This window comes from Marinobacter salsuginis (genome assembly GCF_009617755.1).
Lineage (GTDB): Bacteria > Pseudomonadota > Gammaproteobacteria > Pseudomonadales > Oleiphilaceae > Marinobacter > Marinobacter salsuginis.
In genome coordinates, this window is the sequence record NZ_BGZH01000001.1 from 527,391 (window position 1) to 548,584 (window position 21,194).

A 21,194-nucleotide genomic window follows, 5' to 3' on the forward strand; every position below is an offset into this window, starting at 1 on the left:
CGTATTAGCCCTCGATCTCGATTCGGGTCAGGTTCTCGCGGAGAATCGGACCATATTCATATTTGCCCGGGCACACGAATGTGCACAGCGCCAGATCTTCTTCATCCAGCTCCAGCGCACCAAGCTTCTGTGCCATCTCTGTGTCACCGACAATCAGTGAACGCAGCAACTGCGTCGGCAGGATATCCAGAGGCATGATCTGCTCGTAAGCGCCAACCGGGACCATTGCCCGCTCACTACCGTTGGTCGTGGTGGTGAAGTTGAAAAGCTTGCCACTGGCGAGCTTGGACAGATATATGTTCAGCACCGAGAAGCGGTTCGGGCCCGGAGACAACCAGCCCATGAACTCACGCTTGTTGCCTTCTTCAAGCACGGATACCTGATTGGCAAAGCGGCCAAGGTAAGCGCAGGGGCCATCGCCACGGCGACCACCGAACACGGAACCTGAAATCGCGCGGACCTCGCAATCCGTGGCAACTTCGCCGTCCAGAAGCTCCTCGAGGCTGGCACCCAGGCGGGTACGCACCAGGCGCGGCTTCAAAGCCTTGGGGCCACCGATCGCGACAATACGCTCTACCGGCACTTCGCCGGATTCAAACAATTTGGCGATGTCGATGACGTCCTGGTAATTGATACTCCAGACGGTCTTGCTGCCGGATACCGGGTCCAGATGATGGATGTGGGTACCAACATTACCCGCAGGATGCTTGCCATCGAACTGGTGGACTTCAACGGCGTCGGTCTTGGGAACCGCCACGTTGGATCCTGGCTTGCCGGTAACAAAGACTTTGCCTGCAGTCAGCTTGGTAAGCAGTTTGAGGCCGTTTTCAAATGCCTGACTGTTCTCGCCAATGATGACCGTCGGGTCCGCTGCCAGCGGATTGGTGTCCATGACCGACACGAAAATGGAGTTGGGCGCGGAGTCAATCGCGGGAACCTTGCTGTAAGGCCGCGTCTTGAACGCCGTCCAAAGCCCGGATTCCACCAGATTGTCTACCACCTGCTGGCGTTCCAGGCCGGCAAGATCCGCGTCGCTGTAGCGCGCAAAGGTCTCAGCCTCATCGCCATCGATTTCGATAACGATCGACTGGAACACACGACGCTCACCACGGTTAATCTCTTTCACCACGCCGGCGGCGGGTGAGGTATAACGAACGCCTTCGGTCTTCTTGTCCGTGAACAGCAGCGTACCGCGCTTGACACGGTCTCCCTCTTTCACAGCCATCGTCGGCTTCATGCCGATGTAGTCAAAACCGATCAACGCCACGTGGCGAACGGGTTTGCCGTCTGTAATGGTCTGTTCGGGAGCGCCGCTGATGGGAAGATCCAGGCCTTTTTTGATCTTGATCATTAGCCTCATCCAATCATCAGAAACTTTTCAATGGATTCGTAACGCCCGACACCTGCGGCCCAGAAAAACCATGAGAAACGGAGTGCCAGACGTACCCAAAATCGCGCCAATTATAGAGATTAAGGAATCCTATTTCCACCAGAACTCGGAACAGGTTATACGTCGACATCGAAAAACCCCGACGACACTGACTATAAAAACAAAAACCCCGACAGCACTCGCCATCGGGGTTTTCAGGACCTTCACTTCACCAGATCGGCGCGATCGACTCAGTCTCTCGCACGTTTGGGGAAGATCGGGTAACTTACGCCGGCCATCTGGTTGACCACGCGGATAACCTGAGCGCTATAGCCAAACTCGTTGTCGTACCAGACGTACAGGATCAGACGCTTGCCGCTGGCGATGGTTGCCTGCGCATCAACGATACCGGCATGACGGGAACCGACGAAATCGGTGGAAACCACTTCCGGCGAGTTCACGAAGTCGATCTGCTTCTGGAGCTCTGAATGCAGCGCCATATCCCGCAGATAGTCGTTCACACCTTCCGCATCGACCTCTTTCTTGAGGTTGAGATTCAGAATCGCCATGGACACGTTCGGCGTCGGAACGCGAATCGCATTGCCCGTCAACTTACCTTTAAGCACCGGCAGCGCCTTGGCAACGGCCTTGGCGGCACCTGTCTCGGTGATTACCATGTTCAGGGCAGCGCTGCGTCCGCGACGACTTCCCTTGTGGTAATTGTCGATCAGGTTCTGGTCATTGGTGTAGGAATGCACTGTCTCGACGTGACCGTCTTCAATGCCGTACTCATCCTCAATCGCTTTCAGCACAGGGGTGATGGCATTGGTGGTACAGGAAGCCGCCGACAGGATCTTGTCTTCGTTGGTGATCCAGTCGTTGTTGATACCATAGACGATGTTCTTGATGTCGCCCTTGCCCGGCGCAGTCAGGATAACGCGACTGACGCCCTTGGACTTCAGGTGCAGACCAAGCCCGGCCTCGTCACGCCACTTGCCGGTGTTGTCGATCACAATGGCGTTGTTGATGCCGTATTCGGTGTAATCTACCTTGTCCGGACCGTCAGAGTAGATCACCTTGATGTAGTTGCCGTTGGCAATCAGGGCTGATTCTTTTTCATCGACGGTAATGGTGCCATCGAACGGTCCGTGTACGGAATCGCGGCGAAGCAGGCTCGCACGCTTCTCGAGATCGTTCTCTGCACCACCCTGACGTACAACAATCGCGCGCAGGCGCAGGTTGTTACCACCACCGGCTTTCTCGATCAGGATACGCGCCAGCAGACGGCCGATACGGCCAAAGCCGTACAGAACCACATCCTTGGTATCGTTGTGGGCGTCTTCTTCGGACTGAGCGGCGTATTGGCCAACTACCGGACCGATTTCACGCTTGAGGAACTCGGTCAGGTCACCGCCTTCCTCTTTGAACTTGACCGCCAACTTGCCGATATCGACGTGAGCGCGGCCCAGATCAAGTTTGTCCATCGCCTGCAGGATCGGCAGGGTGTCGTGAACAGAAAGCTCGCTGTCTTCAACCTGGCGCACGAAACGGTGAGCGCGGATGATATCAATGACCGACTGGTTGATGATGGCGCGACCATAGACAGAAGTAACCACATTGTTTTTGCGGTAGAGGCGGCCGATCAGCGGAATCATGGCTTCCGCGGTGGATTCTCTTTCTGTCCAGTTGGACAGGTGCTGATTGATCTGTTCGTGACTCACGCTTGAACCTCTGCAGTTGGCACTTGGAAAATGGGGCGCATATTATCCAACTTAATCCGGCTGACCGCAAATACACCAGACCATGACCTTCGTATAGAACCCGCCCGTCGATTAAGCAAGTGTCAGCCACGGCTTCAGCGCCATGACAGTGCCAGTCGCGAGCGTTAGAATACGCGCCACACCGCCGCCCGGACACCCAAACCAGGAGAATCAGACCGCCCATGAGCCAAGGTGCCAGCACACGCCCGTCACTCCGATCCATGATTGCCCCGGAATTCCCTTCCCGAGCGGCTGATCACAGGACATGGGGCCAATTACATGGCAGCAGTGATGCGCTGGCCATCTGTGAAAGCGCCCGCGCCCACAAAGGCCTGACTCTGGTGATAACCCGGAGCACCGCCGATGCCATCCGGCTTGAACAGGCGATGCGGTTCTTTCTCGGGCTGCCTCCTGAAGAGGATGGCCCCGCCATCAGCGAAGACGGATTGGAGCTGCTCTCCCTGCCGGACTGGGAAACCCTGCCCTACGATCTGTTCTCCCCGCATCAGGACATCATCTCCCGGCGAATCCGGACGCTGCATCGCTTGCCCTCGACCAGCCATGGGGTACTGGTAGTTCCTGCAAGAACCCTGATGCACAGGTTGCCGCCGGTTAACTACCTCCAGGGCAATACTCTGCTTCTGGAAGTCGGGCAGTCCCTGGATATAGAAAACTGGCGCATGCAGCTGGAGGCGGCAGGCTACCGGCACGCCGAGAACGTCTACGAACACGGTGAATACGCCGTTCGCGGCGCGATACTGGACATTTTTCCCATGGGCGCCAGCCTCCCCTACCGGATTGACCTGTTCGATGATGAAATCGAAACTCTCCGGACCTTCGATCCCGAAACCCAGCGTTCGATTGACCGGATAGATCGGATCGAACTGCTGCCTGCTTTCGAATTTCCATGGCATAAGGAAGCACGGTCGGGCTTCCGTAGCCGCTGGTTCGAGCAGTTTCCGGACGCCGACAAGGACACGCCCATATACCAGGACGTGACCCAGGGCATCACGCCACCGGGGATCGAGTACTACCTGCCCCTGTTCTTCGACGAGACGGCAACCCTGTTCGATTATCTGCCTGGGGCGACCCATGTCTTTACCGCCGACGGGCTGAACGACGCGGTCAGCCATTTTGACAGCGAAACCCGTAACCGTTACGAAGACCGTCGCCACGATCGACTGCGGCCGATACTGCCACCCACCCGGCTGTTTCTGCAGCAGGAGGAGCTGTTCAGACACCTGAAAGCCTTTCCCAGGGTAACCATCTCCTCCGATTCCCAGGAGGCCACAGGATCGGTCAATTGCCCGACAAGAACCCTGCCGAATATCGCCATGGATGGTCGTGCCGCTGATCCTGCGGGCCGTCTCAAGCGGTTTCTCGGTGATTTTGACGGCCACGTACTGATCTGCGCAGAGTCATCCGGCCGGCGGGAAGCCCTGCTGGAGAATCTTGGCGAACAGGGCCTTGAGCTGAAAACCCTGGCCGGCTGGCAGGCTTTTCTGGACGATCACGAAACCCCGCTGGCCATTACCATTGCCCCGATGGAGCAAGGCCTGGTACTACCCGAGCATTCCATCGCCCTTATTACAGAAACGGCTTTATTTGGCGAGCGGGTATTGCAGCGACGTCGCCGGGAGAAGCCCACAGAAACCGACGATGCAGGTTTTCGGGACCTGTCGGAATTGCGGATCGGTGCACCGGTGGTTCACATCGACCATGGGGTGGGCCGCTATCTGGGCCTCGAAACCATAACCGTTGAGGGCGAGGCCAGCGAGTTTCTGATGCTGGAGTACGCCGGTGGCTCCAAACTCTATGTGCCGGTGTCCAGCCTGCATCTGATTTCCCGCTATGCCGGCAATGACACCGAGCACGCGCCGCTGCACAAACTGGGCACGGATCGCTGGAGCACAGCAAAACAGAAAGCCCTTGAGAAAATCCGCGATACCGCCGCCGAGCTTCTGGACGTCTACGCCCGCCGGGAGGCGCGCAAGGGTTTCAGCTTCGAGGATCCGAAGGAGGCCTACCGAGCCTTTGCGGCCGGCTTCCCGTTCGAGGAGACGCCCGACCAGCAGGTGGCTATTCAGTCAGTGTTCGAGGACATGACCAGTGAGCGACCGATGGACCGCCTGGTCTGTGGTGATGTCGGCTTCGGGAAAACTGAGGTCGCCATGCGCGCCGCCTTCCTGGCCACATGGTCCGGCAAACAGGTGGCGGTTCTTGTGCCCACCACCCTGCTCGCCCAACAGCACTACGAGTCCTTCCGGGACCGCTTCTCAGAAACCCCGGTTCAGGTCGAGCTGCTCAGCCGATTCCGTACCGCCGGCCAGACCAGCAAAGCCCTCGAGGCGGTGGAGAATGGCAAGGCCGACATCGTGATCGGCACCCACAAACTGCTTCAGGGTGACATCAAATTCAAGAATCTCGGCCTGGTCATCATTGATGAAGAACACCGGTTTGGCGTCCAGCAAAAGGAAAGATTGAAAGCGCTGCGGGCCGAAGTGGACATGCTCAACCTCACCGCGACTCCGATCCCGCGGACCCTGAACATGGCCATGGGGCATCTGCGGGATCTCTCGATTATCGCAACACCTCCGGCCCGGCGACTCTCGGTGAAAACCTTCGTGCGCCAGAAAGACAATGCCATGGTCAAGGAAGCCATCTTGCGGGAAATTCTCCGCGGCGGTCAGGTGTACTTCCTGCACAATGATGTGGCAACAATCGAGAAAACCGCCGAGGATCTGCGGGCACTGATTCCCGAAGCCCGCGTGGGCGTCGCCCACGGCCAGATGCGGGAGCGGGATCTCGAGAAGATCATGTCGGACTTCTACCACAAGCGCTTCAACGTGCTGGTGTGCACAACCATCATTGAGACCGGCATCGACGTTCCCAGCGCCAACACCATTATTATCGAGCGGGCAGACAAGTTCGGCCTGGCCCAGCTGCACCAGCTTCGGGGTCGCGTTGGCCGGTCGCACCACCAGGCCTATGCGTATCTGCTGACGCCACCGCCGAAATCGATTACGACCGACGCCAAAAAACGGCTGGACGCCATCTCGGAGGCGCAGGACCTCGGCGCTGGCTTTATGCTGGCCACCCATGACCTGGAAATCCGCGGCGCCGGTGAGCTGCTGGGCGAGGAACAGAGCGGGCAGATCGAAAGCATCGGCTTTACCCTCTACATGCAGCTGCTGGACGAGGCCGTCAAGGCTATCCGGGAGGGCCGGACACCCAACGCCGACCTGCCCCTGAGCCACGGCACCGAGATGAACCTGAGAATTCCGGCATTGATTCCAGAAGATTACCTGCCGGATGTTCATAACCGCCTGATGCTCTACAAGCGAATCGCCAGCGTCGACAGCCCGGATGCATTAAAAGAACTTCAGGTTGAAATGATTGACCGGTTCGGATTGTTACCGGAGCCGGCCAAGAATCTGATCCGCCAGACCGAGCTTCGGCTCCGGGCAGAAGGCCTGGGCATCGTGAAAGTTGACGCTGGCAAGGAATGGGCGCGCCTCGAGTTTGGCAGTTCGACTCCGGTGGACCCTCTGGTTCTGGTTAAAAAAGTGCAATCTGCACCGGACCAATACCGGCTCGAAGGTGCCAACAGCTTCCGTTTTCGGCTGAAGGATGCCACAACCGGTGGTAAACTCGACGGCATTTCCCGGATGCTTGGCGAGCTGGAGCCTGCGAAAAGTCACGCATCCGGCTCATGAACGGCCGACCAACATGTGGAGTACGACCCTTGCAGACTGACGGAATTCGCTGGTGCCGATACCCGACCCGGGCCTTCCTGGCCGCCCTCCTGCTGAGCTTCGCAGCCACAGGGGCTGCCCAACAGCCAGACCGGGCAACACTGCCCCTGGAGCCCGGCACCCCCATTCCCGACGATTACTACCGGGCCGAGTTCGTGATTCTTGAGCGGATTATAGAGCCCGAGGCCGTGAATGAGCGCATGTCTGGCCGCACGGTAGAGGAGCCGATAGAAACGGAGGAGGTTCTCTGGTCTGCGCTGGAGGATGGCACCACGGAAACCACCCTGGAACTGGCGCCCCGGGAAGACCTTCACCTTGCCAGCGCGGCGGCGCGACTTGAGCGCAGTGGACGGTACCGTGTGCTCCTGGCTGCCGGTTGGTATGAGGCGTTCCCGCCGGATTACGAGGGCACGCCCCTGCAGGTGGAAATTGGTGATTGGATTAACAACGCCCGTACCAGGGAGGTTGAAGGCCACATTACCATCGACCGGCAACGCTACCTGCACGTAAATGTTCACCTCAACCACTGGCAGCTGGCGGAAGATGCTCAAGCCCTGCCTGAAGACGAGACGACCGAGTTGTCACAGGAGACGCCCCCGCCTGCAGGGGCGACCGGCGCTGAAGACACCGCTCCCTCTTCAACGACACTCGACGAATCTGCCGCTCAGCCACTTGCTGTAATGGCTGAGCCTGCCCCGCTGGAGTTATTGACCTGGATTCGGGAAACCCGGCGTATGCGCAGCGAGGAAATCCACTTCCTGGACTCCCCCACGATCGGCGTACTGGTGTTCTTCAAGAAGATTGAGGCAACGGAGTAAGCACTCCAAGGCCGGCCATCGACACTGCGAGAATCCGTTTAACACCGGACATTCCCTGCTCGATGGCCGCCTCGATCTCTTCCATCGTGATGATGTGATCGGATTTGCCAGCCGCCCAATTGACCACCAGCCCCAGACAGACATAGCGCATCCCCAGTTCCGCTGCCAGCGCGGCCTCCGGCATGCCGGTCATGCCCACGAGGTCGCATCCGTCCCGTTCCATCCGGATGATCTCGGCTGAAGTTTCCAACCTTGGCCCCTGGGTTGCGCCATACACCCCGAAACCGGAAAACGGCACGCCCTCTGCGCCTGCGGCATCAATCAGGATCTGACGGGCACTCTCGTCATAGGGCCAGGTGAAATCTATATGGGTCACCGACTCCAGGTCACCCTCGAAAAAGGTGCTGGCACGCCCCCAGGTGTAATCAATAATCTGATCGGGAATAACGACGTGGGCAGGCCCCATATCCGGGTGGATACCACCGACGGCGTTGACACCCACTACCGTCCGGACACCGGCATCGTAAAGGGCCTTCAGATTCGCCCGATAGTTAACCTGATGGGGTGGAATACGGTGCGGATTACCATGTCGCGACAGGAAGATAGCGGGCTGATCGCCAAGCCGCCCTTCCACCAGCGGCGCCGATGGACTGCCCCATGGCGTGCCAACCTGCCTTTCACCGGTGATTTCCAGGCCCGAAAGGGTGGTCAGGCCGGTGCCGCCAATAATGCCAACAGGGTGCATTTTCTCCGGTGACGTCATTCTGCCTCTCCTGAATCTTCTACATCTCCAGTGGTCTGGCGATTCTGCGACTTGCCGGATGAATCCGCCGCGCCCTTGTCTGATGAACCCTCGGACTGTGATCCGGACAGCCTCACGCCCTCCGGAAGATGCAATGTGCGGGTCGGGAAAGCCACCTCGGCACCGTAACCCTCAATGATGTCACTGATTTTCAGCAGCACATCCTGCTTCACCTCGTGGAACCGGACCCACTGGGTTGTCTTGGTAAAGGTGTACACCATGATATCCAGCGAGGAGGCATTGAACGCGAGGAAGTTCACGATCAGGGTCTCATCGCTGTCAATCTCTTCATGCTCTTGAAGCATGGCCTTGATGTCATCAACGATGGACGCCATCTGCCCGACATCGGCATACCGAATGCCGATGGTTTCGTAGATCCGGCGATTGGTCATGCGCGATGGGTTCTCCACCGCGATGGTGGTGAACGCGGCATTGGGCACATAAAGCGGCCGTTTATCGAAGGTTCGGATGGTGGTGAGGCGCCAGCCGATGTGCTCCACCGTACCCTCGATATTGCGATCCGGTGAACGTACCCAGTCCCCTACCTTGAACGGCCGGTCCAGATGGATAATAAAGCCGCCGAAAAAGTTGGCCAGCAGGTCCTTGGCAGCAAAGCCAACGGCAATACCGCCCACGCCGCCGAACGCCAGGACACCGGAAATGCTGTAGCCCATGGACTGCATCGCAATAAGCACTGCAGTAATGATGACCACCGCCCGGGACAATTTGCTCACCGCGTTGACGGTGGTGTAGTCCATGGGCTGCTTCATTTTCAGAGGCGATACCAGTATCCCCTCAGCTTCCTTGATCAGCCTAAGAACGGCCCACACCAGAACAAAGATGAAACCGATCTGAAGGACGGACTCGTTCGCCTTGAATATCTCTGCTTCCGAGTATTTATGAGCCACTTCCGCAGCCCAGTAGACCCCTTGCAGCCAGACAAACGCTACAACCGGTTTGCGGGCCGCGTGCAATAACGCGTCGTCAAACAGGTTCTTGGTCTGACTGAATTTACGCTCCAGGGCAGCGATGATATGGCTGGCGATATACGCCACCGTGGCTGTCCCGAAAACCAGCGCAAATACGACAATTCCGACGCGCCAGGCTTCAGACAGCAGCCCGAAATTCTCGATCCAGCCATTCACCATGGCCATAACATCTCCGATCATCGGATCCCTCTGGTCTCGAAAGGTTTATCGAATGGAAACGGCCGTTCCCGGCGCGACGCGATCAAACAGATCAATAATGTCTTCATTGCGCATCCGCACACAGCCGTGGGACAGCGGCACTCCCATCGGCTCACTGTCCGGCGTGCCGTGAATGTATATGAAGCGACGGAAAGTATCGACACCCGGCCCCCGGTTTTCGCCCCACTGGCGGCCGCACAACCAGAGAATCCGGCTCAGGATCCAGTCGCGGTCAGGGTGCTGACGGGCAAGTTCGGAGCTGTAGATTTCTCCGGTGGGGCGCCGTGCCCGGAATACGGTTCCAACGGGAAGTCCTGCCCCGATACAGGCCCGGACATAGTGCTCTCCCCGGGGCGTACAGCCACTGCCATCGCTCTCTCCCGGCCCGTTCAACGCGGTGGAAACCGGATAGGAAGCAACAAGCTCTCCGCCTGCGGTTTCAAGCCGCAGGCGCTGGAGGCTCAGATCTATATCAATGCGGACTGATGCAGGATGCGTCAAAACCGGCCAGGCTCCCTTGGGGTAAAGGTGGAAGCCTAACCGAGAGAGTGGAACTCAGGCAACCGAGACCTTGCTGCCAACCGGTGGAACCAGCATGGCGTCTTCCGCCTGCATGCCGGCGGCCAGGAAGGGGACCAATCGCGCGGCAATTTCCTGAACTGTGGTTTCCACACCCAACTTGTTCTGAAGGATGTCTCTCAATGCATCGCTGCTGGACATGGTGAAGGCTGTTGCTCCCAACATGAACTGGATGCGCCAATATCTATCCACCGACGACAGCTGGGGAGTCGCTTCCTTGAGCAACCGCATGAAACGGCTGAAGGGCTCGCTGTATTCCTGTTCCAGGAACTTGCGCAAATGCCCCTGGGACTGGGTGTAGGCAAGCCCAAGCAAGCGCATGAAGATCGAGATGCCCTTCTCGTTGCGTTGAGGCATGCGCACCGCACTTTCGGTAAGCGCCCAGAGCGTCTGATTCAGCGTTGGCGGTTTGCCGTCACAGCGTTCCTCAAGCTCATCAAAGGCGTTCTCCAGGGTTGCAGAAAACGGCGTCAGAAAGCGTGCGAAAACGGCGTGAATCAGGGCGTTCTTTGAACCAAAGTGGTAATTGACAGCGGCCAGATTTACTTTAGCCTTACTGGTAATCATTCGGAGCGAGGTTTCCGAAAAACCCCGGTCGGCGAACAGCTCTTCGGCTGCATCGAGAATCCGGTCAACGGTATCAGACTGCGCCATTTTGTTATCAATGCCTCTAGCAAACGTCTGTTTGAAACATACGTTTGAAGCGCATCCGTGTCAAGTTCTGGGCTCAGGCTCTGCCGCCACTTCCTCCCAACCCCGGTCAATTGCTTCCTGGTTACCCTCGAAAAAGGCCTTCTGGACGCGGCTGTACGCCTTCTCTGCTTCCAGCAGGTAGATCAGGTACAGACGCACATGCTCCCTGCGCGTCAACTGCCGTGACAGAACCCGGCTCTCGGACAACTTCAGGAGATGACTGAACCGGGTATTCTTCAGCGCAGGATTAAAATCTGCCATCCGGGCGCATTGCCAGATCAGGCCGTCCGAGCCTTCAAGGTGGGCAACGTGCTGCCGCGCTTCACGGATCATCCTCTGGCGGGTCATGATCAGGTCAAGATAGGAAGGTTTGGTGGTATAGATTCTGCGTACCGCCGGTATTCCCAGCAACAGAATGATCACGAAGGCGCCGAAGCCGCCGCCTGCAATCCAGGCAGGGACAAACCCGGTCAGCCCGCTCAGAAAGATGGCTGCGGCAATCAAGGCGCTGAACAACCACAGATCCCGCCCACGACGGGCTTCAGCCAACGTAAAGTTATCCGGCCAACCGTTCATGGCCAGCAGATCAAAATCCATCAGCAGAACCCGATCACATTGCCGCAGCATCAGCCGGAGCTTGCGCTGCCGGGATTCTGCCATCACTCTCTCGGCCCCGCTGCTACCTGCCTCCCGGGATTCCTGACCAGCTGAGCCGTTATCGGGCTCTGAACCGGTGTCCGGGCCCTGCTCGGACGGTGCACCTTTGTCAGCCTGACTGTCGGATACTGGAGCCGAAGGCTGGGCATCCGCCGTTCTGGGGGCCGGCACAGGATCGGCCGCCCGCCCCGGCCTCAACACCGGCGCCTGCACCGGCTCATTCGCCTGGGTGGCAGCCTTACTCTGATTTTCAGCCATGGCAGATTGTCCGGATTAAAGGGTTTAAACAGGTATCGACCGTCACATCGGATACTTGAATTCCCTGCCCCGATCTTGGCATTCGCCAGTCCGGTCGCTATCCTTGGCGCACCTGCCAGAAAGGCATCCGAACACCACACTTTACGAGGTCAGGATTATGTTCACAGGCATTGTCCAGGGCATTGCAACCATCGACGACGTCAAGGCCGAGCCCGGACTGAGCACGTTTGCTATCCGGCTGCCCGCAGACAAGGCTAGCGGCGTGTCGATTGGCGCATCGGTCGCAATCAACGGCACCTGCCTGACCGTGACACGCCAGGAAGACAGCGTGCTTTACTTCGATGCCATGCAGGAAACCCTGAGACTGACTACCCTGGGGGATCTGAAAACCGGAGACCAGGTGAATTTCGAACGGGCCGCCCGTATCGGCGATGAGATTGGCGGTCACCTGCTGTCCGGACATATTCATACAACCGCCCGGATTGTCGAAATCCTGAGACCGGAAAACAACGTCATCCTGTGGTTTGAAGTTCCCGACGAGTGGACACGCTACATCTTTCCCAAAGGCTACATCGCCATCAACGGCGCCAGCCTGACCATCGGTGAAGTGCGGGGCAACCGGTTCAACATCCATCTGATTCCGGAAACACTGAGGGCCACAACCTTCGGCACCTGTGAAGAGGGTCAACGGGTTAACATCGAAATAGACAGCCAGACCCAGACCATCGTGGACACCCTGGCCCGACTCGGATACGACCGCCCGGCCCCGACGCTCTGACTCATGTGGTGTTTCAGCGGTTGCCGGCCCGGAACACCACGAATTTGGGGCTGGCATCCAGCTGTTCTACCCGCGAAAAATACCGCTGCAGGCTTCGGTGATAACCCAGGTGGCGATTACCAACCATGAGCAAGCGCCCTCCTGGCTTCAGGTGCTTCGAGGCCTGCTCAAACAACCGCAGGGCAATATGATCACCGACCACGCCGCCCTCGTGGAACGGTGGATTCAGAAGGATCAGCTCGAAAGCGCCCGCACCGACATCAATGCCATCGCAGTGGGAAAAGAACGCGCTGGCCTCCGGGAAAGCCTTTTCGACATTATGTCGGGCACTGAGCACAGCGTGGCTTGAAACGTCACTGAAACCCAACTGCACATCCCGTCTTTCCGAGAGCGCCGTCAAGCCCAGCACGCCGTTGCCACAGGCCAGATCCATCACAGAGCTCCCAGCCTGCAAGGAGGATACCTCTCTCGCCACGTGCGGAAGGAGCAAGCGGCTACCGATATCCAGCTTTTCCCTGGCGAACACCGCGGGCAATGCCTGGACTGCCAGCTCACCGTTCCTGCCGGATAGTGCATACCCCTTCCAGAATCCCGGCCAGCCCGCCAGACTCTCAGTACCTTTCCGACACCGAATGACCCGAGCCTTTTTTCGTGCGGGAAGCACCTGTTCCGTCTGCACCGCTTCGCCAAATACCTCGACACTTTTGGACGGCAAATGCTTGATCATCCCGCCTGCCAGCAAGACACTGGAATCAGTTATCACGCCATTGAGCCAGCGCAGCAACCAGGCCAGATAGTCAGCCTGGCGCGGTATCCGCAACACCACCAGATCGAATGGGCCCGCAGGCGGATCGATCCAGCTATAAACCTGCTTTCCTGAAGAAAACGCGGAATTCAATGCAGCGTTGCTTGCCAGTGCGGCGGGCAGCACAGCACTGTCGGCAACAACGATGGGCGACAGTCGCGAAAGCCCCAACGCAAGGGCCCCGAACTGATCGTCCACCACCAGGACCCGGGGCTCTTCTATACCCGCCGCAACGTCAAGAGCCTGTTCCAGCAAAAGCTCGTCAGCAGCATCCCACGCTCTCAGCGTCGGATCATCGGTCCCCGGGCGGCCCAGAATCAGCCTGCCTTCGGAAAAAACGAGTTCTGCAGTTGTCATTTCAGGCATCCTGGAGGCTTTTTGTCACAAAAGCGCCATTCTAGGCTGTTTATTCTAGAAATTAATCCTAACGTTGGAGGTGTTCACGCTGAACATCCCTTTTCCGGTTGGCTCCGTTGTTCTGGACGCAAACCTTTTGCCCCTCACCCCAGGGGCTTTTTTCGTTCAGGAACGACGAAAAGCGCGATAAACCGTAAACCTGCGGTCTTCTCTCAGGCGCTCAACCGGGCCGATGCAGCGCTTCATCAATGGCTCATAGGGCAGAAAGCTGTTCGCGACCAGACGCACCTCACCACCCGGCGCCAGATGTCGCCCAACTTCCCGGAGAAAGCGCTCGGTCATCGACATGTCCGTTCTGACACCGGTATGAAAGGGGGGATTACTCAGAATAACGGGCCAGGTGCCCTCAACTGCGGAGAGACCATCCGAGGCCAGGATGCGCCCGGAAACGCCATTGCGCTCATAGGTAGCCCGGGCACAGATGACGGCCTGGGACTGAACGTCGATTCCGTCGACTGTGACCCGAGGTTGGTTCTGCTGCTCGTGCCAGCGGTGCAACCAGGCGCCAAGGACTCCGGCGCCACAGGCAAAATCCAGCACAGGGCCAGACCGCAATGGATTTTCGTCCAGCGTCTCCAGCAGCATGCGAGTACCCTCGTCCAGCTCGCCGAGGCTGAAAATGCCCGGCAGTCCCGCGACTTCCAGATGCACCGCTTTGCAGTCAATGCCTGTCCAGCTCATCCATTGCTCAAGCGAGAATTCAGGCAGTGTTTCGATCTGATCAGCACACCAGACCTGGCAGTGTCTTGCGCTATCGACCTTAGTAGCCCCAGGGGCCACAGCCTTGAGCTGCTTGACGGCGCCGGCAATCCCCTCTTTTTTTTCACCAACAAGCACCAGCCGCGCGCCCGCCGCCGCCAGCCAGCGCGCCAGGGCAAGACGTAGATCAAGTTCGGCCCGGGCCTTGGGCAGGAATACAACCAGGGTGTCGAAAGCGCCGGCTGCCAGTGCCGGATCATCGTAGCCGAAACAGATCTGCCAGCCCGCTTGCCCGGCGAGCGAGGCACAGACACCGGCATGCTCGCTCATGGCCATGCCACCGGCAGGCAGGTCGGCCAGCAGCCCGGTGGCGGCCATGCCCAACAGGGCAACCCGCCCCTGCAACAGTTGGCGGTTTCGCAATAAGGCTTCATGGGAATTGGGCAATGACATTGATTAGCTGGTCCCGCGTGGTTGGTTCGCAAGCGGGATACTCTAACCGGAATGAGCCCTCGCGTCTCCCCTGCAAGGCAGAGGCTGGAGGGCTTTCAGAGGGTAACTACCACGGCAAACTCGGTCACTTGTAGCGGGCAACGGTGCCAACCCGCAAGGCATCTTCAGGGGACATACCCCAGTCTTCGGACTGGCTGGCATCAGAAGGTTTCCGCCCCCGCCCCTGTTGCTCCGCGCCGGCCGAGATGTCTTTACGCTGGCTCAGTACTGTCAGGGCTTTTTGCATCAGTTCTTTCATGGTCTACCTCCTCGCTTACTGCAGGATCCACTTTAGCAAAGCGGGAGGTGACCAACTGTGATGACGCCGAGGGTCAGGAAGTGACGCTCATCACGAATTTTTGACGCAATTTTACATTCTTTATTGGACGACTTTCTGACGCCCCGACCTTACCGGCCTTTGCACCAATTCGTCGATACTGTTCTGCCGGACCCGTTCACGATCCTCCTCGCTGGCGACCGATAGCCCCATATCCCGGAGAATCCCGTCGGCAACGTCATAAACAAAACCATGGACCGTTAGTGGCTGGCCCCGCCTCCAGGCTTCCTGAACAATGTTGTTCTGGCACACATGCCCTACCTGCTCAACGACGTTGAGCTCGCAAAGCCGATCCACCCGGTCCTGCACGTTAGGCAGATTATCCAGCACCTGCTGATGACGGTCACGGACATCCTGAACATGACGAAGCCAGTTGCTGATCAGCCCGAACCCTTCATTGAGCAAGGCCGCTCTTACACCGCCACAACCGTAGTGCCCAACCACCAGGATGTGCTTCACCTTCAACACTTCGATAGCGAATTGCAGCACCGACAGACAGTTAAAATCCGTATGGACAACCACGTTGGCCACATTCCGGTGTACGAACAGTTCCCCCGGCAGAAGGTCGACGATCTGGTTGGCCGGCACGCGACTGTCCGCACAGCCTATCCACAGGTATTCCGGTGCCTGCTGGTTCGACAGGCGGTGAAAAAACTGGGGATCCTGGGCCTTGATGCCATCCGCCCAGGCCCGGTTTTTTTCAAGAAGATGGTCAAGCTGACCCATTATCCCACTCCATTTGATGGTTCCCGATCAGCGATTGAACGGGAATGCGGGTTTCAACGCAATACTCAGTTGGTCTCAACCTCTGCCTCAGCGTGCGGCTGGTGCATTGTGCTCTGGGCCAGATCCAGCAATTCTCGCAATGCCACCGAGAACATGGCGTATTCCGGTTCTCGCACACCCTTGAGTTCTGACAGCATGGATTTCCAGCGATCAATCATCTGCTGATGACGCGAGAGCCAGTTCTCAACAGAGGCAGGGACGTCCTCCGGCTTTTCCGCGAGCTTCAGAACCCCGGTGGTCAGCGCGCGCTGCTGCCAGTCGAGGTCCTCACGGAAACTCTCCCTGGCCAGTGCCTGCCAGTGGGAAGCCGGTTTGAGCGCAGCAATGGCGTTGGCAAACCAGTTCAGGTCCAGACGATCACCCAACTCATAGTAGAGGTTGGCAACGGTTTTCAGTGGCATGCCAGAGGCTTCGTGGGCCTCAATAATGCCCAGGGACGAATACAGGTGTCCTGTACCAGAGACCACGGATGCCAGCTCCGAAGGCAGACCGGCATCTACTAGAGCCTGATGCCGTTTCTCCCAGTTGGTCCTGGCCTGATCACCCAGGTACTCAGGCAGCCCCGCAGTAATCGCCCAGACGCTGTCGGCAAAACGCTCCATATGGTGCTGGATGCTGAGCTCCGCTCGACGGTTGCGCAGCAGCCACCGCACCGAACGACGCATCAGACGCATCAGGTCCTGCATCAGTTCCATCTGCAGCTGGGCCGGCACATGAAAATCCAGGGCCTCAATCCTGTCCCACCAGTTATCAATGCGGAACACATCCCGGGCGATGATCCAGGCCAGGGCAATGGAAGCCGCATCGGCGCCGGTAGACTGATTCAGACGCTCCACAAAGGTAATCCCCATGTGGTTGACCATGTCGTTGGCAATCTGGGTCGCGATGATTTCACGGCGCAGTTGATGCTCTCCCAGCTCCTTCGAGAATTTCTGGGTCAGATCCCTCGGGAACACCTTGTACATCTCGCCAGCCAGCAGCGGATCGTCAGGCAGAGTGCTGTCGATCAGGGTCTGCTTCAGATCGCCTTTCACGTAGGAAATCAGAACCGACAGTTCCGGCCGGGTCAGCCCCTTCTTGTCGAGCTTGCGCTCGGACAGGGTTTCATCATCCGGCAGGAATTCCAGGGTGCGGTTCAGTTTGCCCTCGCCCTCGAAGGTGTTCATCAGCCGGCGATATTCCTCCAGCCGCGTCGCGGCATCCTCACTGGCAATACTGATCGCCTGGGTCTGCCGGTAGTTGTTCTTCAGCACCAGCTCTGCGACATCGTCGGTCATCTCCTCAAGCATGACGTTCCGCTGCTTGTTGGTGAGATCGCCCATGGCCACGGCCCGGTTGAGCAGGATCTTCATGTTGACCTCATGGTCAGAACAATCGACGCCACCGGAATTATCGATGAAGTCGGTGTTCAGACGCCCGCCCCGCAGGGCAAATTCAATCCGGCCAAGCTGTGTCAGGCCCAGGTTGCCACCCTCGCCGACCACCTTGCAGCGCAACTCCGAACCATTGATCCGCAGCCCGTCGTTGGCCTTGTCACCCACGTCGCCGTGAGACTCGCTGGCGCCTTTCACATATGTGCCGATACCACCCACCCAGAGCAGGTCGACCTGGGCCTTGAGGATGTGCGAGATCAGCATGTTTGGTGGCACCCGATCCGATTTGATACCCAGCAGTTTCTTCATTTCCGGACTGACGGGGATCGATTTCGAATTCCGGCTGAATACGCCGCCGCCCTTCGATATCAGCTTGCTGTCGTAATCGGTCCAGGCGGATCGTGGAAGCCCGAACAGGCGCTTGCGCTCCTTGAAACTTTTCTCCGGATCCGGCGAGGGATCAATGAAAATATGCACGTGGTTGAAGGCCGCAACCAGCTTGGTCTTCTCCGAGCACAGCATGCCGTTGCCGAACACGTCGCCGCCCATATCACCAATGCCGATGGCGGTAAATTCATCGAGCGCAGGGTTGATGCCCATCTCCCGGAAGTGTCGCTCTACCGATACCCACGCGCCCCGGGCGGTAATGCCCATTTTCTTGTGATCGTAACCATTGCTGCCACCGGAGGCGAAGGCATCGCCCATCCAGAAGCCGTATTCCGCGGCCAGTCCGTTGGCAATATCCGAGAAGGTGGCGGTGCCTTTGTCAGCGGCCACAACCAGATAATGGTCATCTTCGTCGTGGCGAATAACCCGTTCAGGGGCCACGATTCCCGAATCCACCAGGTTGTCGGTAATATCGAGCAACCCCCGAATGAACGTTTTGTAGGCCTCGATGCCCTCAGCCTGGAACGCTTCCCGGTCTGACGGGTCCGGCAGGCGCTTGGCCACAAAACCTCCCTTGGCACCAACCGGCACGATGACGGCATTCTTGACCTGCTGGGCTTTGACCAGGCCCAGAATCTCGGTGCGGTAGTCCTCGAACCGGTCTGACCAGCGCAGGCCGCCCCGGGCGACCTTGCCACCCCGCAGGTGCACACCCTCAACACGCGGCGAATACACGAAGATCTCGAACATCGGCATGGGCAGAGGCATGTCCGGAATGCGGGACGGATCGAACTTCACACTGATGTAGGGTTTGGGGCCACCTGCCTCGTCCAACTGGTAGTAGTTGGTGCGCAGGGTGGCCTGCATCAGCTCCAGGTAGAGCCGAAGCACCCGGTCCTCACTGAGATTCTCGACATTCTCGAGACCGGCATTGAATTCAATTTCCAGTTTCTGCTGGGCCGCCTGGCTCTTGCCGGGACTCTGGTAGCGCTCCGGGTTGAAGCGGATCTCGAAAAACTCCAGCAACAGACGGGTCAACTCAACATGGTTGACCAGCGTGTTGGAAATAAACGTCTGACTGTTGGAGAACCGGATCTGACGCATGTAGCGGGCATAGGTCCTCAGCAGCGCAATTTCCCGCCAGCTCATGTAGGAGGAAAGCAGCATCCTGTTGAAGGCGTCGTTCTCCGCTTCGCCGTGCCAGACCCGACGGAACAGCTCCTCAAATATTGGCCGGATGCGATGGATGTCGACAACACTGCCGGTGTGGGCCTGGAGGGTGAAATCGTGGATCCAGACGGTTTTGTTGTGCCTGTCGGTCACCTCGAAGGGGTGCTCACCAATTACCCGGAAGCCCAGGTTGTCGAATATCGGCATCACATCCGACAGGGGCAACGGCTCATCTGGATAGAAGAGTTTGAAATGCAGCGTGCTTTCGTCCTCCTCCAGGGCCCGGTAGAAGCTCATAGCCAGATCGTGATTGTTGGCCGATGCCGCAATGTGGTCCAGATCGATGGCCGCCCGCCTGGGCGAGAACATGTCGGTATAACTGGCCGGGAATCCACCCGCCCAAAGCCGGTACAGCTCATTACCCTGCTCTTCGCCATAAGCCTCGCTCAGGGCTTCGGAAAGTCCGTCGCGCCAGGACTGCGCAAGCTCAATAACCTTCTCGCGAATCTCGGCTGTGGGCAGTTGGCGGTTTTCAACCTGGGGGACCCGGATGGTGAACTGGACCCGTGCCAGTACCGACTCGGAAAAGTGCGTTACGAACTCCACGTCCTCGGCTTCCAGCCGGTCTACCAGCACCTGCTCTACCTTGAGTCGCAACTCGGTGTTGTAGATGTCCCGTGGGAAGAACGCCAGGCAGGTAACAAACTGGCCGTACACATCCTCCCGCATGAACAGCTCGATCCGGCGGCGCTCCTGAATATACAGAATGCTTTTCGCCACCTTGAGAAGTTCTTCCGGTTCAATCTGGAACAGCTCGTCGCGGGGATACACCGTGAGGATCTGTTCGAGCTCCTTGCCGGCGTAATCATCGCGAAGGAACCCGGACCGCTTCATGACACTCTGGAACTTGCGACGCAGCAAGGGAATCTCGTCGGGCCGCTCGTTGTAGACCCGGGCGGTGTAAAGGCCGAGAAAACGGCGTTCACCGACCACCTCGCCCTTGTTGTTGAATTTCTTGACGGCAATGTAGTCCGGGTACGCAGGCCGGTGGACCCGCGAACGTTGGGCCGACTTGGCGAAGATAAAAATATCGTCGCTTCGGGTCATTTCATGGCGAGTGCGCTGGGGCAATTCATTCAGGCGAACCCGGTCCGGGCGCTCGTTATTGACGCGGAGAATGCCCAGTTCCGAGTTCTCGACCCGGCGAACAACCATTCCGCTTTTGTCCTTGGCGAAGTCGTACTCGTCATAACCAAGGAAGGTAAAATGATCCCGGGCCAGCCATTCCAGAAATGCCCGGGCTTCCTCTTTCTGTTCGTCATTGATGCCCGCCGTGGTGCTGTCCAGCTCGCCCAGGATCTCGTTTACCTTTTCGGTAACGACCGGGAAGTCGCTGACGGCAATCCGAACCTCATGGAGGACATTCTGGAGCGTGTCCTCCAGGTCCCGGAGATCTTCCGGATCACTGTGTCTGTCGATCTCAAGGACAATGAACGCTTCGTAGTCCGAACCGGAGGCCTTCTTCTTGGTGGTGTGCAGTTTCTTCAGCTTCCCATCGCTCTGTCTTTCCACTTGCAAAATCGAGTGCTGGATAGAATGGGTACCAATCTCCCGCTGGTTAATGGCGATACGAAGGGAGTCGATCAGAAACGGGATGTTCGGGTGCAGAATAAAGACAACGGTGTGCGTCGACTGCCAGCCATCACTCTCCAGATCAGGATTGAATACGGCAACCGGCGTTTCTTCGGCAGACCGCTTCTGCAGAAACTGCCATGCGGCAAGAACTGCCCCATAGGTGTCGCCGAATCGTCGACTGACCAGTTCTTCAAGTGGGATATGCGCATAATGCTGCTTGGCAAATTCGCTGATTTTCCTGGCTTCGGTTTTTGAAATCTTCTTCGCGAAAGCGTCAGCCAACTGTTCAAAGAATTGATCCTTGCTGGCCACTGTCAGCGCATTCATGGTCGACCTCAGTTAGTGTGAAATAAACGTAATCGGCGTATCGTCACATAAGCATAGTCAAACCCTTGATTTTTGCCGGCCAGACGCCAAAACTTCGGCAACTACCTACG

The 21,194-nt window shown here is 58.0% G+C and carries 15 protein-coding genes; 3 read left to right on the forward strand and 12 right to left on the reverse strand.

Features of this window, described 5'->3' with window-relative positions; all coding sequences use genetic code 11:
- Nucleotides 1-4 precede the first annotated feature (4 nt).
- Both GJU83_RS02415 and GJU83_RS02420 read right to left on the reverse strand, forming a co-directional pair.
- Nucleotides 5-1,351 carry a Na(+)-translocating NADH-quinone reductase subunit A gene (locus GJU83_RS02415; RefSeq protein WP_069183241.1) on the reverse strand — a complete coding sequence of 449 codons (1,347 nt, stop codon included), beginning with the start codon at nucleotides 1,349-1,351 and terminating at the stop codon, nucleotides 5-7.
- A 269-nt stretch (nucleotides 1,352-1,620) separates the two neighbouring features.
- Entirely contained in the window at nucleotides 1,621-3,075 is a 1,455-nt protein-coding gene (locus GJU83_RS02420; protein WP_370385341.1) for a glyceraldehyde-3-phosphate dehydrogenase, read from the reverse strand.
- A gap of 236 nt (nucleotides 3,076-3,311) precedes the next feature.
- On the opposite strand from GJU83_RS02420, the gene mfd reads away from it, so the two are divergent.
- Together mfd and GJU83_RS02430 are read left to right on the forward strand one after the other, a co-directional pair.
- Nucleotides 3,312-6,845, forward strand: a complete 3,534-nt coding sequence (mfd, locus tag GJU83_RS02425) for a transcription-repair coupling factor (protein ID WP_153633581.1) — start codon at nucleotides 3,312-3,314, stop codon at nucleotides 6,843-6,845.
- Nucleotides 6,846-6,874: 29 nt separating this feature from the next.
- A complete protein-coding gene (locus tag GJU83_RS02430) occupies nucleotides 6,875-7,702 on the forward strand; it encodes a CsiV family protein (protein WP_153633582.1) in 828 nt (275 codons plus the stop codon).
- Here the strand turns inward: GJU83_RS02430 and GJU83_RS02435 are convergent.
- From GJU83_RS02435 to GJU83_RS02455, 5 genes are all read right to left on the reverse strand, one after another.
- Complete coding sequence (locus GJU83_RS02435; RefSeq protein ID WP_069183237.1) at nucleotides 7,677-8,465, reverse strand: S-methyl-5'-thioinosine phosphorylase; 789 nt, start codon at nucleotides 8,463-8,465, stop codon at nucleotides 7,677-7,679. The genes GJU83_RS02430 and GJU83_RS02435 overlap by 26 nt on opposite strands.
- The gene (locus tag GJU83_RS02440; protein WP_153633583.1) at nucleotides 8,462-9,673 is read right to left on the reverse strand and encodes a mechanosensitive ion channel family protein; all 1,212 of its coding nucleotides are present in this window, start codon (nucleotides 9,671-9,673) and stop codon (nucleotides 8,462-8,464) included. The genes GJU83_RS02435 and GJU83_RS02440 overlap by 4 nt, the downstream gene beginning before the upstream one ends.
- A 24-nt stretch (nucleotides 9,674-9,697) precedes the next feature.
- Nucleotides 9,698-10,162, reverse strand: coding sequence for a L,D-transpeptidase family protein (locus GJU83_RS02445; protein ID WP_370686080.1), 465 nt, complete (start codon nucleotides 10,160-10,162; stop codon nucleotides 9,698-9,700).
- Between the two features lie 84 nt (nucleotides 10,163-10,246).
- A complete protein-coding gene (locus GJU83_RS02450) occupies nucleotides 10,247-10,924 on the reverse strand; it encodes a TetR/AcrR family transcriptional regulator (protein WP_069183234.1) in 678 nt (225 codons plus the stop codon).
- A 60-nt stretch (nucleotides 10,925-10,984) separates the two neighbouring features.
- Complete coding sequence (locus GJU83_RS02455; protein ID WP_153633584.1) at nucleotides 10,985-11,878, reverse strand: hypothetical protein; 894 nt, start codon at nucleotides 11,876-11,878, stop codon at nucleotides 10,985-10,987.
- Nucleotides 11,879-12,035: 157 nt separating this feature from the next.
- Between GJU83_RS02455 and GJU83_RS02460 the strand changes: the two genes are divergently transcribed.
- The gene (locus tag GJU83_RS02460; RefSeq protein ID WP_153633585.1) at nucleotides 12,036-12,656 is read left to right on the forward strand and encodes a riboflavin synthase subunit alpha; all 621 of its coding nucleotides are present in this window, start codon (nucleotides 12,036-12,038) and stop codon (nucleotides 12,654-12,656) included.
- A 13-nt stretch (nucleotides 12,657-12,669) separates the two neighbouring features.
- Here GJU83_RS02460 and GJU83_RS02465 read toward each other — a convergent pair whose 3' ends face one another.
- The 5 genes from GJU83_RS02465 to GJU83_RS02480 form a co-directional block, all read right to left on the reverse strand.
- Complete coding sequence (locus GJU83_RS02465; protein WP_153633586.1) at nucleotides 12,670-13,818, reverse strand: class I SAM-dependent methyltransferase; 1,149 nt, start codon at nucleotides 13,816-13,818, stop codon at nucleotides 12,670-12,672.
- 165 nt (nucleotides 13,819-13,983) lie between these two features.
- Nucleotides 13,984-15,030, reverse strand: coding sequence for a class I SAM-dependent methyltransferase (locus GJU83_RS02470; protein ID WP_153633587.1), 1,047 nt, complete (start codon nucleotides 15,028-15,030; stop codon nucleotides 13,984-13,986).
- Between the two features lie 124 nt (nucleotides 15,031-15,154).
- Nucleotides 15,155-15,328 carry a hypothetical protein gene (locus GJU83_RS18940; RefSeq protein ID WP_167352692.1) on the reverse strand — a complete coding sequence of 58 codons (174 nt, stop codon included), beginning with the start codon at nucleotides 15,326-15,328 and terminating at the stop codon, nucleotides 15,155-15,157.
- Nucleotides 15,329-15,448: 120 nt separating this feature from the next.
- Nucleotides 15,449-16,132 (reverse strand): carbonate dehydratase, encoded by a 684-nt coding sequence (can, locus tag GJU83_RS02475; RefSeq protein ID WP_069183229.1) that lies wholly within the window; start codon nucleotides 16,130-16,132, stop codon nucleotides 15,449-15,451.
- A 65-nt stretch (nucleotides 16,133-16,197) separates the two neighbouring features.
- Nucleotides 16,198-21,084: an NAD-glutamate dehydrogenase gene (locus GJU83_RS02480; protein ID WP_153633588.1), complete on the reverse strand. Its 4,887-nt coding sequence runs from the start codon at nucleotides 21,082-21,084 to the stop codon at nucleotides 16,198-16,200.
- Between the last annotated feature and the right edge of the window lie 110 nt (nucleotides 21,085-21,194).

Bases quoted from the DNA above. Each gene is read 5' to 3' on its own strand.
- GJU83_RS02415 (WP_069183241.1), bottom strand. From the start codon at position 1,351: ATGATCAAGATCAAAAAAGGCCTGGATCTTCCCATCAGCGGCGCTCCC.
- mfd (WP_153633581.1), top strand. From the start codon at position 3,312: ATGAGCCAAGGTGCCAGCACACGCCCGTCACTCCGATCCATGATTGCC.
- GJU83_RS02435 (WP_069183237.1), bottom strand. From the start codon at position 8,465: ATGACGTCACCGGAGAAAATGCACCCTGTTGGCATTATTGGCGGCACC.
- GJU83_RS02440 (WP_153633583.1), bottom strand. From the start codon at position 9,673: ATGATCGGAGATGTTATGGCCATGGTGAATGGCTGGATCGAGAATTTC.
- GJU83_RS02450 (WP_069183234.1), bottom strand. From the start codon at position 10,924: ATGGCGCAGTCTGATACCGTTGACCGGATTCTCGATGCAGCCGAAGAG.
- GJU83_RS02455 (WP_153633584.1), bottom strand. From the start codon at position 11,878: ATGGCTGAAAATCAGAGTAAGGCTGCCACCCAGGCGAATGAGCCGGTG.
- GJU83_RS02460 (WP_153633585.1), top strand. From the start codon at position 12,036: ATGTTCACAGGCATTGTCCAGGGCATTGCAACCATCGACGACGTCAAG.
- GJU83_RS02465 (WP_153633586.1), bottom strand. From the start codon at position 13,818: ATGACAACTGCAGAACTCGTTTTTTCCGAAGGCAGGCTGATTCTGGGC.
- GJU83_RS02470 (WP_153633587.1), bottom strand. From the start codon at position 15,030: ATGTCATTGCCCAATTCCCATGAAGCCTTATTGCGAAACCGCCAACTG.
- GJU83_RS18940 (WP_167352692.1), bottom strand. From the start codon at position 15,328: ATGAAAGAACTGATGCAAAAAGCCCTGACAGTACTGAGCCAGCGTAAA.
- can (WP_069183229.1), bottom strand. From the start codon at position 16,132: ATGGGTCAGCTTGACCATCTTCTTGAAAAAAACCGGGCCTGGGCGGAT.
- GJU83_RS02480 (WP_153633588.1), bottom strand. From the start codon at position 21,084: ATGAATGCGCTGACAGTGGCCAGCAAGGATCAATTCTTTGAACAGTTG.